Annotated in this window: 16 protein-coding genes; 7 read left to right on the forward strand and 9 right to left on the reverse strand. The window is 49.4% G+C overall.

Features of this window, described 5'->3' with window-relative positions; translation table 11 throughout:
* The first annotated feature begins 57 nt into the window (after nucleotides 1-57).
* Nucleotides 58-264: a diguanylate cyclase domain-containing protein gene (locus AB4875_RS15450; RefSeq protein WP_368376953.1), complete on the forward strand. Its 207-nt coding sequence runs from the start codon at nucleotides 58-60 to the stop codon at nucleotides 262-264.
* Nucleotides 265-269: 5 nt separating this feature from the next.
* Here the strand turns inward: AB4875_RS15450 and AB4875_RS15455 are convergent, their stop codons facing one another.
* Both AB4875_RS15455 and AB4875_RS15460 read right to left on the reverse strand, forming a co-directional pair.
* Nucleotides 270-1,034 carry a DUF1223 domain-containing protein gene (locus AB4875_RS15455; protein WP_368376954.1) on the reverse strand — a complete coding sequence of 255 codons (765 nt, stop codon included), beginning with the start codon at nucleotides 1,032-1,034 and terminating at the stop codon, nucleotides 270-272.
* Nucleotides 1,035-1,218: 184 nt separating this feature from the next.
* A complete protein-coding gene (locus AB4875_RS15460; protein ID WP_368376955.1) occupies nucleotides 1,219-1,689 on the reverse strand; it encodes a Dps family protein in 471 nt (156 codons plus the stop codon).
* A gap of 253 nt (nucleotides 1,690-1,942) precedes the next feature.
* Here AB4875_RS15460 and AB4875_RS15465 point away from each other — a divergent pair, with 253 nt between their 5' ends.
* Nucleotides 1,943-2,275: a Kazal-type serine protease inhibitor family protein gene (locus AB4875_RS15465; protein ID WP_368376956.1), complete on the forward strand. Its 333-nt coding sequence runs from the start codon at nucleotides 1,943-1,945 to the stop codon at nucleotides 2,273-2,275.
* 84 nt (nucleotides 2,276-2,359) lie between these two features.
* Here AB4875_RS15465 and AB4875_RS15470 read toward each other — a convergent pair whose 3' ends face one another.
* Nucleotides 2,360-3,658: an acetyl-CoA C-acetyltransferase gene (locus tag AB4875_RS15470; protein ID WP_368376957.1), complete on the reverse strand. Its 1,299-nt coding sequence runs from the start codon at nucleotides 3,656-3,658 to the stop codon at nucleotides 2,360-2,362.
* Between the two features lie 290 nt (nucleotides 3,659-3,948).
* On the opposite strand from AB4875_RS15470, the gene AB4875_RS15475 reads away from it, so the two are divergent.
* The gene (locus AB4875_RS15475; protein ID WP_368376958.1) at nucleotides 3,949-5,334 is read left to right on the forward strand and encodes a 3-oxoacyl-ACP reductase; all 1,386 of its coding nucleotides are present in this window, start codon (nucleotides 3,949-3,951) and stop codon (nucleotides 5,332-5,334) included.
* A gap of 145 nt (nucleotides 5,335-5,479) precedes the next feature.
* Here the strand turns inward: AB4875_RS15475 and AB4875_RS15480 are convergent, their stop codons facing one another.
* Nucleotides 5,480-6,151, reverse strand: a complete 672-nt coding sequence (locus tag AB4875_RS15480) for an EAL domain-containing protein (RefSeq protein WP_368377097.1) — start codon at nucleotides 6,149-6,151, stop codon at nucleotides 5,480-5,482.
* A gap of 368 nt (nucleotides 6,152-6,519) precedes the next feature.
* Between AB4875_RS15480 and AB4875_RS15485 the strand changes: the two genes are divergently transcribed.
* Nucleotides 6,520-7,416 (forward strand): DNA ligase, encoded by an 897-nt coding sequence (locus tag AB4875_RS15485; RefSeq protein WP_368376959.1) that lies wholly within the window; start codon nucleotides 6,520-6,522, stop codon nucleotides 7,414-7,416.
* Nucleotides 7,417-7,437: 21 nt separating this feature from the next.
* Here the strand turns inward: AB4875_RS15485 and AB4875_RS15490 are convergent, their stop codons facing one another.
* Nucleotides 7,438-8,490: an AraC family transcriptional regulator gene (locus AB4875_RS15490; protein ID WP_368376960.1), complete on the reverse strand. Its 1,053-nt coding sequence runs from the start codon at nucleotides 8,488-8,490 to the stop codon at nucleotides 7,438-7,440.
* Nucleotides 8,491-8,662: 172 nt separating this feature from the next.
* Here AB4875_RS15490 and AB4875_RS15495 point away from each other — a divergent pair, with 172 nt between their 5' ends.
* Nucleotides 8,663-9,532, forward strand: coding sequence for a MaoC family dehydratase (locus AB4875_RS15495; RefSeq protein WP_368376961.1), 870 nt, complete (start codon nucleotides 8,663-8,665; stop codon nucleotides 9,530-9,532).
* Nucleotides 9,533-9,569: 37 nt separating this feature from the next.
* Here the strand turns inward: AB4875_RS15495 and AB4875_RS15500 are convergent, their stop codons facing one another.
* From AB4875_RS15500 to sthA, 4 genes are all read right to left on the reverse strand, one after another.
* Nucleotides 9,570-10,493: an NAD-dependent epimerase/dehydratase family protein gene (locus tag AB4875_RS15500; RefSeq protein ID WP_368376962.1), complete on the reverse strand. Its 924-nt coding sequence runs from the start codon at nucleotides 10,491-10,493 to the stop codon at nucleotides 9,570-9,572.
* 166 nt (nucleotides 10,494-10,659) lie between these two features.
* Nucleotides 10,660-11,436, reverse strand: coding sequence for a DUF3014 domain-containing protein (locus AB4875_RS15505; protein WP_368376963.1), 777 nt, complete (start codon nucleotides 11,434-11,436; stop codon nucleotides 10,660-10,662).
* Nucleotides 11,437-11,679: 243 nt separating this feature from the next.
* Nucleotides 11,680-11,862, reverse strand: a complete 183-nt coding sequence (locus AB4875_RS15510; RefSeq protein ID WP_368376964.1) for a PA3496 family putative envelope integrity protein — start codon at nucleotides 11,860-11,862, stop codon at nucleotides 11,680-11,682.
* Between the two features lie 204 nt (nucleotides 11,863-12,066).
* Nucleotides 12,067-13,458, reverse strand: coding sequence for a Si-specific NAD(P)(+) transhydrogenase (gene sthA, locus AB4875_RS15515; protein WP_368376965.1), 1,392 nt, complete (start codon nucleotides 13,456-13,458; stop codon nucleotides 12,067-12,069).
* Nucleotides 13,459-13,629: 171 nt separating this feature from the next.
* Here sthA and AB4875_RS15520 point away from each other — a divergent pair, with 171 nt between their 5' ends.
* Both AB4875_RS15520 and AB4875_RS15525 read left to right on the forward strand, forming a co-directional pair.
* On the forward strand, nucleotides 13,630-14,253 hold the full coding sequence (locus tag AB4875_RS15520) for a class I SAM-dependent methyltransferase (protein ID WP_368376966.1): 624 nt from the start codon (nucleotides 13,630-13,632) through the stop codon (nucleotides 14,251-14,253).
* A gap of 111 nt (nucleotides 14,254-14,364) precedes the next feature.
* Nucleotides 14,365-14,895 carry a phosphatase PAP2 family protein gene (locus tag AB4875_RS15525; RefSeq protein ID WP_368376967.1) on the forward strand — a complete coding sequence of 177 codons (531 nt, stop codon included), beginning with the start codon at nucleotides 14,365-14,367 and terminating at the stop codon, nucleotides 14,893-14,895.
* The last annotated feature ends 54 nt before the right edge of the window (nucleotides 14,896-14,949 follow it).

Genomic DNA, 14,949 nt, shown 5'->3' on the forward strand with positions numbered 1-14,949 from the left:
CTCAGATTAATCTACTGTTACCGCGGCAATTCGAATCATCGAATTACCATAAGAGGCGTGATCAATGCATTGTCAGCAATTTATCCAACGGCCCTTTCGACGCCAATGAATATTGAAAATACGTCGTATAAAATAAGCGCTAGCATCGGGTATGCCACTTACCCAAAGGACGGCGATAACTACGAGTCCCTACTAAAAACAGCTGACCAGGCAATGTATAAAGTAAAGCGCGGCCGCACCGCAGCGCCTTACAGTCCAATATAGAAATACTATAAATACGCCGCTACCGCTTGCACTATAGCTGGAGATTCGCCCTTAGAAACCCAAACAACTAAGGCCGATTTTTTCTGCCCTTTAGCCGGTATTATTGGCCCGGCAACACGCTTGGTTATCGTTTCCCCTAGCTTGCTTGAACCAAAAGGATACTGAACCTGGGACAAAACCACAAAGTCATGCCGCAGCACTCGACCACTATTTTCACCATCAAGTACCTTGGTCTCTAAGCCCATACCGACAATCGCGATATGTACTTGCAAATCCCCATGGTCGTCCGCCGCTGGAGTAAAACTAAGAGCAAGTGTTTCCACGTTCTTTGACCACTGCGCGGACAGCACACCCACTTGCGTATTACTACGCGGCAGTTGATCTGGCGTCACACTCTGACCGCCGTTGAACCAGCCACGCCACTCCCGGTTATTAACCACAAAACCCGGTGTATAGACCTGCGAGACCATACCGCTACGACGTAGTTGCCGCTGTCGATCAGAGAATATCGGCGCCGAAAAACGGTCATCCCAGCCTAATTGATTCCAATAGTCGACATGAAACGCCAGGGGAATGATATGCGAAAATATTGCCGGATCATGACTTAGAGACGACAACCATGCATCAGCATTAGGACAGCTGCTACAACCCTCAGAGGTATATAGCTCAATGGTAGTCGCTGCCTCTTTACCACTGCGCACCTCCAAAGCATGCGCGGGCAGAATTATGAGCAAGGTACTGAACAAGATTTGTGTTGCTGCGGACGACACCCTCTTTCCCATAACATTGCCCCGCTGTTCAAAATCGTACAACTCAGGCAGTGTTATAACGCCCGCTCACAGTTAAATAGACGCGCACAAAGCCGCTACGTTACAAATCTTCGGATGAATTCGTGATTACTTTTCCGAGCGGGATAGCGGCGTCTACAGCAGACACCGCCACGGTAAAAGGACACTACTTATTTATAGCGCGCAACATCCAGGCAGTTTTCTCATGGATTCGCATCCGGTCTGACACCAAGGACGCGGTAGACTCGTCGTCAGCCTCTTGCGCCAGCTTCAAGACCACACGACAACTCTTTACCACCTGCTCATGGCCTGTGGTTAGAATATCTACCATGGCATCCGCTGCCGGCACACCGTCGACCTCTTCGATAGAGCTTAAACGCGAAAATTCTTTATATGTTCCCGGGGCAGCAACGTCTAAGGTACGAATACGCTCGGCAATATCATCAACTGCAAGGGCTAACTCAGTGTAGTGTTCTTCGAACATGAGATGTAAATCACGGAAACGTGGGCCAGTGACATTCCAATGGAAATTGTGAGTTTGCAAATATAGGGTATAGGAATCTGCCAGTAGCACTTTTAAGCCGCCGGCAATCTGTTCGCGATTCGCTTCGCTGATACCAATATCGATTACTTTCATGCAGATTTTCCCTGTTATGGTTTGAATTGTTGTCTGCTGTACGTAAAACAGCTTAGCAACAGACTAACAGGAGCCCATTGATATTTAAAATATTAGTTTTAAATGCAATCGATAGGTGTTAGCTATAGTAGAGCAAGAATCGACTCTTTGTTTCTTATAGAGCAGCGTAGGCTGGAATGCCTTGAGGACAGAGCATAAGGTCGTTAAGCTTGCGCCACAAAATACGATTTATAGTGAATATCCGGAGTACAACATGGCTTTACTGAAGGGCAGCAATAATCGAGTTTATCGGTTTTGCCTAAGCCTAGTCACCCTGTTCGCGATAAGTGCCTGCACCAGCACACCCAAAGAGGCCCCCACCGCGCCAGGTATGCACGGCGGCTTTACCCAATGCGAAGCGCCACGTCAGCAAATGTGCACACGGGAATACCGCCCAGTGTGCGGCCATGTCGATACTGGCATACGTTGTGTGACAACGCCCTGCCCCTCTGAGCGGCATAAAACCTATGGCAATGCCTGTTCAGCCTGCGCAGAAGAGGACGTGATGGGCTACGAAATTGGCGATTGCGCCAGCTATGGAAAATAAAGTTGCCTAAAATCTTACATAAAAAAAGGCCCTAAGCGCGAGCAAAGGGCCTTTTTTATGTGACTATCACTTAACTCACAAAGCTTAGCGCTCAATAATGGCAGTGATACCCTGTCCGCCCGCTGCACAAATTGAAATCAAACCGCGACCACTGCCTTTTTCTTCCAGCATTTTCGCCAGCGTCGCCACAATCCGACCGCCGGTCGCCGCAAACGGATGACCTGCCGCCAATGAGCTGCCGTTCACGTTTAGTTTGCTAAGATCAATACTGCCGAGCGCGCGATCAAGGCCCAGCTTTTCTTTGCAGAAAGCTTCATCTTCCCAGGCCTTCAGCGTTGCTAATACCTGCGCAGCAAACGCCTCATGAATTTCGTAATAATCGAAATCCTGCAATGTCAGCCCAGCTTTCTCCAACATGCGTGGCACCGCGTAAGCAGGCGCAAGCAACAAGCCTTCTTTTTCTGAGGCGCCATTTTTGCCATAAAAATCTACTGCGGCAGTTTCAACAATCGTCAAATAAGCACGTACCGGTAGGCCACGCTCTTTCGCCCACTCTTCGCTGGCAAGCAGAACTGCCGACGCACCATCGGTCAATGTAGAGGAATTACCCGCTGTTAAAGTGCCTTGACCACTTTCTTTGTCGAAGGCTGGCTTTAAGCTAGACAGTTTTTCAAAGGTGGTATCGGGACGTAAAATATTGTCTTTCTCTACGCCGTTAAACGGTGTGATCAAATCGTCAAAAAATCCGCGATCGTAAGCCGCCGCGAGATTTTTGTGGCTGGTACAGGCCAACTGGTCTTGCTGGTCGCGGGGAATTTGCCATGCTTTGGCGGTGACTTCAGTGTGCTCGCCCATAGACATGCCAGTACGAGGCTCAGCATTAGCGGGGATCAAAACACCCACATCCTTGGGACGAAGCTGCAAAAATGGTTTCATTCGATCGCCAAAGCTGCGGGCTTTATTTACCTGCAATAAAATCCTACGTAAGCCTTCACTTACACCAATAGGTGCGTCAGAAGTGGTGTCTACACCACCAGCGATGCCGGCATCAATTTGCCCAAGGGCAATTTTATTGGCAACCACATTAATGGCTTGAAGGCCGGTGCCACAGGCTTGCTGAATATCAAAGCACGGGGTGTTTGGATCCAAAGAGGTGCCCAATACTGATTCACGTGTCAGATTGAAATCACGGCTATGCTTCATAACCGCACCGGCAACCACGTCACCAAGGCAAACATCTTGCAGATTATAACGCTGCACCAAACCTTCTATGGCAGCGGTTAACATTGACTGGTTACTCACTCCAAAGTAGGCCGTATTGGAACGGGTAAACGGAATGCGGTTACCACCGATGATCGCAACGCGCTTAATTGCCTGTGACATAATCTGACCTCAAAAATCGTACGAAGAGTAATGTGGCCGCAGTTTAGCAAGCTTATCTGCTGCGGCATTGGCTGAATCGACCACACTGCAGGTCGGCACTGTCAATCACCTTATAGCGCGCTGCGATTACAATGCGGTTCTTTATAGAGCGGCACAGCGTTTTAATGACCGCGCAAACGGTATATTGGTTTTCATTTATGGCCGTATTCCTGCCTAAAACCAAAATTAGTCTGCCAGCAGACAATGTAAGCCAAACCACTATTTTTACCACCCCTGACGGAGATCTGAGTATGAGCGATAGAATCGAGAAGCTGATTAATTCGGCGGCAGGCAAAAAGCTGCTAAGCGCGATGGGCGTCACCGTAGCCACTGACCTGCAGCGCTACAAGGCCACTCAAGCCAGTTACTTCTCAGGTGCCGTGCTACTTGGCGCAGGCGAAGACGCAAAACTGCTTGCTAATATTCAAGAAAACTTAAGCGACAGCGATGCCCAGGTTTTTTACAGCCCGGAGGCTGCAGCACAAGTCGGTGGCAGTGCAGACAGCAACGCTACAAGCGATCGCTACCAGGCACTGGTATTTGATGGCAGCGGCTTCGTTGACGCGACCGAGCTAGTCGCCGCCTACCGGTTTTTTAATGCCAGTATTCGCAAATTAAAAAGCAGTGGCCGAATCGTAATTATTGGGCGTCCACACCTGCAATGCGCAAATCCTGAAGCCGCAGCGGCCCAGCGCGCTCTAGAAGGCTTGAGTCGCTCGCTGGCCAAAGAAGTGGGCGCCAAAGGTGCTACCGCACAATTAATTACCGTCGCTGACGGCGCAGAAGCCAATATAGACAGCAGCCTGCGCTTTGTTCTGTCGCCTAAATCGGCCTATATCAGCGGTCAGGTCATTAAAGTGCGCGCAGCCGACACCGACACCGGCGCCGACTGGCACAAACCACTGGCGGGCAAAATCGCCTTGGTTACTGGGGCCTCCCGCGGAATAGGTGAAGCTATTGCCGACACCTTAGCCCGCGACGGCGCAACAGTGGTTGGCGTCGATGTTGCCCCCATGGAAGCAGAACTTGGCAAGGTTATGTCGCGCTTGAACGGTAAAGCCGTGATTGCAGATATCACCAGCGCTGACGCGCCAAGTATTATTGCCAAGGCACTTGGTGAGCTCGGCGGTGCCGACATTATTGTCCACAACGCGGGTGTTACCCGTGACAAAACCATTGCAAACATGAGCGAACAGCATTGGCAGATGACCTTAGACATCAATTTGGCTGCTGCTCAGCGCATTACTGCTGAACTACTTAAAACCAACACCATAAACGACGGCGGCAGCATAGTGGGTGTCTCATCGATGAATGGTATTGGTGGTCAGCGCGGTCAAACCAACTACGCAGCATCTAAAGCCGGTGTTATTGGCTACGTTGATTTTATGGCCCAGTCAAAAGAACTGGCAGCTAAAAACATCACGGTTAACGCAGTCGCTCCCGGTTTTATCGAAACCGCCATGACCGCAGCCATTCCCTTGTTTACCCGGATGTTTGGCCGTCGTCTTAATTCGCTATCACAGGGCGGCTTACCAGTAGACGTTGCTGAAACCATATCATTCTTCGGCAACCCCGCCTCGCGCGGTGTAAGTGGCAACACAGTAAGAGTCTGTGGCCAATCTTGGTTTGGCGCATAAACTAAGAGTAAGTTGCTAACTCTGGCTTGATAGATATGCCCCACCAGCACTGGTGGGGCATAAAAGCCGCAAGAAGAAATGTCGCCGCTATTTAAAGTGGCAGTGACGCAAAACACATGTGCCCAACTTTGTTTTTTCTTATACCTTATAAACTAGCAAAATCCACCGCAGGTAGGCATTCAAAACCCGGCTGTGCAAAAAGGTAGCCCTGCATCAATTCGACGCCCGCGTTTTGCAACCAAACCATTTCTTGTTTTGTCTCCACGCCCTCAGCCAACGGGGTGATATTGAGGTCCTTAAATAAATTAATACAATTTCTAATAATATGCTGCCGCGTTATATCTCGATCGATATTGCGACTAAGCGCCATATCGAATTTCACAATATTTGTCTGAAAATCTGCCAGTAGCCCCAAGCCCGAATACCCAGCGCCGAAATCATCAATTGCGGTTACAAAACCAGATTCATTGTAGTAATCGACGATACCCTTAACAAAACTAGTATCATCGACCTTTTCAGCTTCCGTGAATTCAAACATGATTCTATTGCTTGGAAAACCATACTTCTCCGCCGCCTCTAAGGTCGTGCGGATACAGCGCTCAGGCTTATAAATAGCACGGGGGAGAAAGTTAATGCTAAGCATCGAATCAAGCTTTAGCTTTGATGCTAGGGCTATCGCTTTAACTCGGCAAAGTTGGTCGAACAAATAACGATTATCATCATTCACTTTAGAGATTATGGAATACGCAGATTCATTATTTATACCGCGAACCAGTGACTCGTAGCCGAATATCTGCTGCGACTTACAGTTAACAATTGGCTAAAATGCCATAGTAAAGTCGAAGTCAAGACTACCTTTATCTGCACATCTACTGCAGGAAAATCTGTCATAAACAATTGGCCCTTCATCCATATTAAAACCTTCCTCTCATTATGTGCATGATACCCTCGTCCTATCCATGCCCTCCTTTGCCAGAAGCCACCACAAAGGCACCAAACTGCAGAGTAAATTTAGGGAAGATCTCCGGATCGATCAATTTTACTGACCGAAACGCGGTCTTTTATCATCCAGAACTATGGATAAGCGCGTCAATACGTGGAATCCTCTATCTTTAAACTGCACACGACTATTTTTTTAAAACACTCGTAAATTCTGTACGCATATTGAATCAAGGAGGATTCACAATGCCTATAAATAGATCTATTTTCAGCTGCCCGGTCACATCATCAGTACGAACCCTAGTCACACAAGTGGTATTGGCAGTACTTATGGGGTCTCTCATAACTCCCGCTCTCGCGGACTCCACATCTAAACCCGCCCTGATACTGGCCAAGCCCTATCACTCCGACATTAACGTGGCGGACTACTGGATAAGTGAAAAATTAGATGGCGTTCGCGCCTATTGGGATGGCGAAGCGCTTATCTCTAGGCAGGGAAATAGGTATCACGCACCTAGCTGGTTTATTGCAGAGTTTCCCAACACGCCTCTAGATGGCGAGTTGTGGATGGGGCGAGGACGATTTGACGAGCTGTCCGGCGCGGTGCGCAAACAAACGCCGCTCAAGGCCCAGTGGCAGGAGATCCGCTTTATGGCCTTTGACCTACCCGCCGCTGAAGGGAGCTTCGATGCGAGACTTCTTCAACTAAAACAGCTTATCGAGCAAAATAACTCGCCCTATCTAGAACTGGTAGAGCAGCAGAAATTATCCACCGGAAAAGCCTTACTAGCCCATTTAGACGGGGTGATTGCGCAGGGAGGTGAGGGGCTTATGCTGCATTTAGCAAGTGCACCCTACCGAGCCAAGCGCAGCGATGACCTCTTGAAGCTAAAGCGCTATCAAGATGCCGAAGCCACCGTGATTGGCCACTTACCCGGCAAGGGCAAATATAAGGGTATGTTAGGTGCTCTGCTGCTAGAAACCGAGAGTGGCCTGAGATTTAAAATTGGCAGTGGCTTTTCTCAGGAGCAGCGCAAAGCACCGCCCCCGATTGGAAGCACCATAACTTATAAATATTTTGGTTTAAGCAGCAAGGGCACGCCACGTTTCGCAAGTTTTTTGAGAATTAGAAACGAAAATTAACGCTGCTGCGCGTCGCGATGATCAGCAATTGTCATTGAGCTGGGCCGCTTTTTTCTGCTGCCGATATTCTATAGGCGTCAGTTCAGTCCAGCGCTTAAACGCTCTATAGAAGGTACTGGGTTCTGAAAACCCGGTCAGATACACCACGTCGGCAATGCTCTCATCAGTGCGCGCCAACAGCCGCTTCGCTAGCACACAGCGATAATCTGCCAGCACCTGATTAAAGCTAGTTCCCGCCTCAGTCAGTCGCGCCCGCAAGACTCTCTCATTCATATCTAAGCGCGCGGCGATATTTTCCAAGCTTGGCTGTCCAAGCTCCAGCATCTCGGCGATAATTTGCCGGACATCGCCCACCACGTCCTGACGAGAAAGGCGCTCTAGCTGTTTGCTGGCTAATTTTTCATGGAGCTTGAGCAAATCTGGCTCTGCGTGAGTGGAGGGCGTTCCAAGAATCGACGTAGCAAACACCAGTGATGATTCTGGACGTTCGAAATGCACGGGACACCCGAATACTCTTTCGTATTCGGCCACATCGCCAACCACAGCGTGCGTCAAATTAACCGAATCAGCGACAAACGCGCCGTCGGTAACAGCCTGAAAATAACGGATCAAAAACCGCGCAAAGCACTCATTGCGATGCCGAAAACTCGGATCATCGCCACCCGCAAACTCCAGAACCATTTGCGATTGAAGATCGCCTATTCGCAATTCAAACTGCATGGCGTCGGTCACCAAGCGTTGATAGTTTTGCGAACGTTTTAAGCCCTCACCAAAATTTGGACTGCTCAAAAACAAATATTCCAGCACCTGACCGCGATATACCTGAACGGCATCGGCCAAATGCAGACCAATATTTTGATCGCCACTCACCTCTTCCAGCACTCGCCAAAATAGCAGCTGAGCGGTATGGGGAAAGCGCGCGGTGCGATCCTGTAATAAAGTCGGTGAAATTTTACATTCGCTGACAATGCGATCAACATCCAAGCCCATATTCTGCATGGCCGGATATACCAGTTGAATAAGGAAACTGGAATCGCTGAGGTCTGAAAAGTTTTTGGAATGTGATGCTGTCATTCAAGCCGGTTTCTTTTATGCAAAATATCAATACTGCCAAGTATTGACCGAACTGCCGTAAACGACACTGGGCCTGGGCAAATTCTTTACACCAGACTTTTCATTATACTATATGGTTCTTTGATGTTCGTTACAAACTACTGCGCCAAGCTCAGTATGGAGATAGAGTCGAATGACCGCAAGCAATGAGTTAAGGCTAAAAACTCTGCCTAGTACACCACCCATGTTACTAAAAGCAGCGATTACCAGGAAAAAGCCAAGTAACACGCCCACTTTCCCCAGCCAAGCATTAGAAGTGGCCAATGTACAAACCAATATCAAGCAGTTGGGCCGCTACAACGAGGCCTGTGGTTTTGGCGATGACCTCAGCACCCTGTCAGTAAGTTTTTTACATATTCAGGTGTTTCGCTTGCATATGAAAATGATGCTGAGCAAGGAATTCCCCCTATCACCCATGGGCTGCGTGCATTTAAGCAACACCATTATTCAACACCGCCGTATAAGCAGCAATGAAGTTCTGCGGCTACGCTGCAAAATTGCCGACAACAAAGTCACAGATAAGGGCTATGAGTTCACCTTTCACTGCGAGGCTTTCTGTGGAGAAGAGTTGGTGTGGGAAGACACCAGTCGCTATTTATCCCGAGCGAAAACCAATGTTGCCGGCGGCCCCAAAGCAGTTAGGGCTGAGCCACGCGCTTACGCGCAGTCGCTCCCTATGGATATCAGCCGCAGAGATGCCCGCAAATACTCGCGTGCCTCCGGTGACTTTAACCCCATTCACCTGCACGACCTCAGCGCGAAATTGCTGGGCTTTAAACGCATGGTCATCCACGGCATGTGGAGCAAAGCGGCCTGCCTAGCCGCCCTAAGCGGTGAAATTAAAGAGACGGCTTACCGCTGTCATGTCGATTTTAAAACACCCATATTTCTGCCCGTGAGCGTGCGCCTTGATTACGAGGCAAACGGAGCGAATCTGGACTTTGAATTACGCGACAAAAAAGGCGTAAAACCACATCTAGTCGGCCATATCCAGCCGCTCTAAGAAAACCGCACGTGGCTGGGCGAGGCCGTCGCCAGAGTTACCGCAGTAACTCTGGCGATAAATTTTCCACCATGGCGCGGATCCCCTCGCGCCAATCCTTCCGAGTCTCACCGATTAAGGCATGCATTTGGCTAGTATCAATCGAGAGGCTACCGAATGCCGTGGCTTTCTCATTAAAAATTGGTGTAAACCCGCTTAGCTCAGTCAAATAGGCACACCACTCTTCAATACTCACTGCCTGGGAACCGCCAAAGTTTGTGGTGGTGACGTCGGTAGTGGCCGCACCCAATAAGTAGGGGATTTTTTCAATATAGTCATCGGCATGTAATAAGTTATAACTATTGGGCCCCTCCGGGTGGATATCTATCGCTATCTTTTCTTTCATCATTAGCAGGTGATAATAAGGCCAGCCACCGTTATTGCCATAGGGCACACTGAGACGCGCAATCGTGGTTGGAATCTCGAACTGCTTAGCGGCAAAACGACATACCGTCTCGGCGGCAATTTTGGCAATGCTGTAAGTCGGGAACATAGAACGGTGGTTATCACCGAGAGGGTCGCTTTCTTTACGTGGAGACAAGCCCGCGTATTCATAGACCGCCGTTGAAGAGAAGTGTAAGAACGCTTTGGCACTTTTGCAGCGCGCCATCAAATTCCCCACGCCTTCACCATTCGCAGCCAAGTCGTAAGCGAAGTTACCAGATTTGACCACTGCTAAATTCAGCACATAGTCGAATTCATCCGGACAGGCCGCCAAGCTATTTCTGTCAGCAAGGTCGGCACGAATCACCTTTATACCGCGCTTTTCGAATGCTTCTTTCGCACTGTCTTTACTAAATCGCGCCAAGGCCGTGACGTTGGCAATTTTGCTAAGCGCGTCGACTATGGGCGCAGCTACCTGACCAGTCGGACCAGTGATAAGGATATTGGCATTATTGAGATCTACGGGCGTTACCGGCATCGCTCTACTCCTAATTCATTATAAGAGATCGCTGCAGGCTTATTGTTTTATCCTAGCCAGACAACACATATTCTGCGCGAGCAAAATTATCTCCGAGTCACAGGAGTGTATCTAAGCTTTTAAGGGGTTTCGCCATCCAAACGGATGGCGAAAAAAGGAGGGAATACTAGAGGAAGCTTTCCAATTCGCGCAGCCAATCCTGCAATTTCTTCATGTTTTCTGGCCCAAGACGCCACATCCACTTACTGAGCGGATCGGCATTTTCCAGCACCGGATCAACATATTCGTATAGTACTTTTGGCCGTTTCAGAGCAGCGTCGGCTGGAATAGCCTCTACCATTAGCAAATGCTCGATCATGGTCCGCAGCTGATTATCAAACGATTGGGGGTTACCCAATTCATTGTAAGTACCCTCCAAAAACGGTGACCATTTCTTGTAGTAAATCGCCACGTTCTTTGGCTCAACGGTCGTCACAGTATTGACCAGGCCGCTCCAACGCCCGTAATTTCCCGGGTCATTCAGGTAGCCGCGCTCGGTTTTAACCGCCAAGAACGGTTCCTTGTCGTAGACCATAGGCAAATGCTTGGTCGGAAAACGGTAGGTAGCCAACTGATCAACCACTGCCACCCATTTACGCACCTGTTCTTTAGGCTGTAACAATGTGGCCAAAGGCTCAGACAAGCTCGCCGCAGCCGCACGCATTTGCTCGTCGCTACCGTTAATGGCAACTGGGGGTGCCGGCGCCTTAGCCGCTTTTTCGCTATAGTCGTCTTCAGACTCTACCGCCAAGGTTTCTTTGACTGTCTTTTCTGGCTTCGCGTCATCGACAGCCTCAACAACTGTGTCGTAATACTCACTGTTAGTAGACCGATCTAGGACATACCAAACAAACCCGGCAATCCCGACTATGACTACTACCGCAGACAAGGCTTTCCAATTCATTACAAAATCCTGTTTTGATTATGATGCAAGGGTATTCTCTGCTGTCATCCCTGGCAGGCAAGGCATTAACCCTAACGCCGGCAGCAACTACATGCAAATAATGACTTCATGTTATAACTGCCGCTTAGAATCATCAATACAGACGGCCACAAGGACCATATAACAGGGCAAATAAAATTGAAAAACGCCACAGAAAGTGGCGTTCAGAGGGCGCATTTACCAAATCACAGTAAAATCACATCCCTATAGATCGAAATCGTCAAGTAAGCCCAGCTCATCCATCAAGCGTTTCCGCTCTAGGCGCTCTTCGATTTTTCGACGAATACTGCTATCGCCTCCGGCCTTAGGTCCCCGCACGTCAAAATCAACGGATGCGTCGTCCTCTAGGGTGTCGTCAATATCATCATCGGCTAGGTCATTTGCCATTGCTTGCCCACTCCAGTACTGCGTAGATACAGAATGAACCCCTCGGCTATCCGCGGTTGTTCAGGGCACTATTTATGATGATATGAGATTTCTGTCAATACAAATTTATACCTAGAGGGTAAATATGTGATGGCTTCGATCGATTTAGCATACTGAGCAAGCACCGCCAAACAAGCTGAGCGAGGTGCGCCTGCCATCAGCTAGCTAAAGTCTGTTCAAACCATTTAGGGCGGCAGTTCGATATGCCTCCGCCATGGTCGGGTAATTAAAGGTCGTTGTCACAAAATAGCGCAGCGTATTGCCGCCATTTTTCTGTTTCATAATCGCTTGGCCGATATGAATAATTTCCGCCGCTTCGGCACCAAAGCAATGAATCCCTAATATTTCCAACGACTCGGGATGAAACAGTAATTTGAGCATGCCGACGGTCTCGCCACTGATCTGACCTCGGGCGGTGTCTTTGAAAAACGCGCGCCCCACCTCGTAAGGAATCTTGGCCTCGGTCAGCTCGCGCTCAGTCTGCCCCACCGAACTAATTTCCGGCAGGGTATAAATACCGGTAGGCACATCATCGACAAAACGACAGCTATCCTTACCTCTTGCGGAAGCGGCGGCTGATCGCCCTTGGTCGTAAGCGGCACTGGCTAAGCTCGGCCAACCGATGACATCACCGGCGCCAAAGATGCCGGGCACAGAAGTCTGATAATGTTCATCCACAATTAATTGACCGCGATGATCGGTTTCTAGGCCAATGTTCTCTAAACCCAATTGGTGGGTATTGCCGCTTCGTCCATTGCACCACAGCAGCGCATCGGCATGGATACGTTTGCCCGATTCAAGCAAGACCTCCACACCTTTATCGCTGGCCTCAACGGATTGATACACCTCGCGATGGCGAATCATGACGCCCATATTGCGAAGCTGATAGCTGAGGGCGTCAGAAATTTCGTCGTCCAAAAACTCCAGCAGACGCTCACGACTATTAATCAGCTCAATCTTGATGCCGATGCCAGAAAAAATCGACGCGTACTCACAGCCAATAACCCCGGCACCGTAAACAATAATTTTGTTCGGGGTATTCGTCATTTTTAAAATGGTATCGCTGTCATACACCCGCGGATGAGCAAAATCGATATTTGCTGGCCGATACGGTCGCGAACCCGTCGCAATCACCACACTAGCCGCAGTTAGGGTTTCAACTTGACCCTCGTCAGAAACAACTTCGATGGTATTTTTATCAATAAAATGTCCACGCCCAAAAATAAGGCGTATCTGATTGCGATAATAAAAACGACTGCGCATATCAACCTGCCGCGTAATCACTTCATTGGCGTGGCTAAGTAGGCGGGGATAACTCAGCGTGCGGGCATCACCAATATCGCGAAATGCCGGCGTATTATTGTAGCGAATCGCCTGACGCACCATGTGTCGCAGTGCCTTAGATGGAATGGTGCCCTGATGAGTACAAGCTCCGCCAACTGAATTTTGGGCTTCGATCACAGCGACTCGGTGACCGTGTTTCATCGCGTTCAGCGCCGCACTTTCTCCGGCGGGACCACTGCCTAATACTAAAACGTCGTAATCAAATTTCGTCACAGACTTTGTCCTCTACAGCAAATAAACCAATAACACAGCCACCATACGCGCATCACATCTCGGCGTGTTGATTCTGGTAATACTTTGTTTTCACTATTAAGATCACAATTTTAAACGCGACCATAACGCATTTACAGAAATTAATAGCTCATACTTTAGTCGGAGTGTTCAATGCCTAGTGCAGCCGCTAAGCACGTTCGAGAATATTTTGGGGTCCGCACTCTACTTGCGACACATGCCGATATGCGCCGCCTAAAACGCGAGACCAAGGCCACCCACCTACACGGCAATAAGCTCTGGGGAAGCGCCTATCTACTGATCGACTACCTGCAAGAAAACCCACTGCCCGCTGCCAGCAAGGTGCTTGATTTAGGCTGTGGCTGGGGATTAGCCAGCATATATTGCGCCAAGTATCTTGGCAGCGCGGTCACCGCACTCGATGCCGACCCCGCCGTATTCCCGTACTTATCGCTGCTAGCCCAGCACAACGATGTTGATATAAACACCCAATGCGCACATTTCAATCAGCTAGACGCCCACACCCTTGCTCAGTACGACACTATTATTGCCAGCGATATCTGCTTTTGGGACGACATGAGCGAACAGGTATTCGATTTAATTCAACGCGCTGTTGATGCCGGGGTTAAGAAAATCATTATTGCCGATCCTCATCGGCCACCGTTTTTAGCGGTAGCGGAGGCCTGCATTGACGATTTTTTTGCTGAGCTCATGCCTCGTGAAGCCTTGGCAAGGCGCCATCACCGCGGCAGCATATTGTTGATCGAGAACGCCTAAGAAATCTTAATAAGTCAGAAAAAATCACCGCGCGCTGTCTTTAAACTGCAACACCGTCGTCACAATACTGAAAACACATCCGCGTATTGTTTTAGTTGTGAGGATAAAACTATGCGCTTAATACAGTCGATTAATCAGTTCGATGTGCGAATGTTTCTGGCTTGCGTTAATACTCGCCACCAGCAGCACTTATCTCGTGTAGCCCGCAGTGTATCAAAAACTGGCGACGGCTACGCCCAACTCGGCCTCCCCCTTTGCGCTTACGCCATAGGTGTCAACCAAGGCCTAGCCTATTTTAGCGCGGTGATTATTAGTTTTGCCGCCTGGCTACCCGCCTACTGGGTGCTTAAAAACACCTGCCGTAGAAAACGCCCCCCAGCGGCCATCCCGGCATTCAGCGCGGCGATTATTGCCTCAGACGAATTTAGCTTTCCCTCAGGCCACACCGCCGCCGCATTTCTGCTGGCGACCATGACTGTACTGTTCTTTGGTGCGGCCGGGATACCACTGTTTATATGGGCCACCGCCGTCGGGGCGTCACGGGTTATTCTCGGGGTGCATTTCCCCACCGACACCCTCGCCGGCGCCAGCCTAGGCATGGGCATAGCATACTTAGGACATTCTATTGTCACGGCGATCTAGGTCTATCCCGCGATCCACTCGGGGGCAAGCGCCATCCACACCACTCTTTATATT

Origin of the sequence: Zhongshania sp. R06B22 (genome assembly GCF_040892595.1) — a bacterium.
GTDB classification, from domain to species: Bacteria; Pseudomonadota; Gammaproteobacteria; order Pseudomonadales; family Spongiibacteraceae; genus Spongiibacter; species Spongiibacter arctica.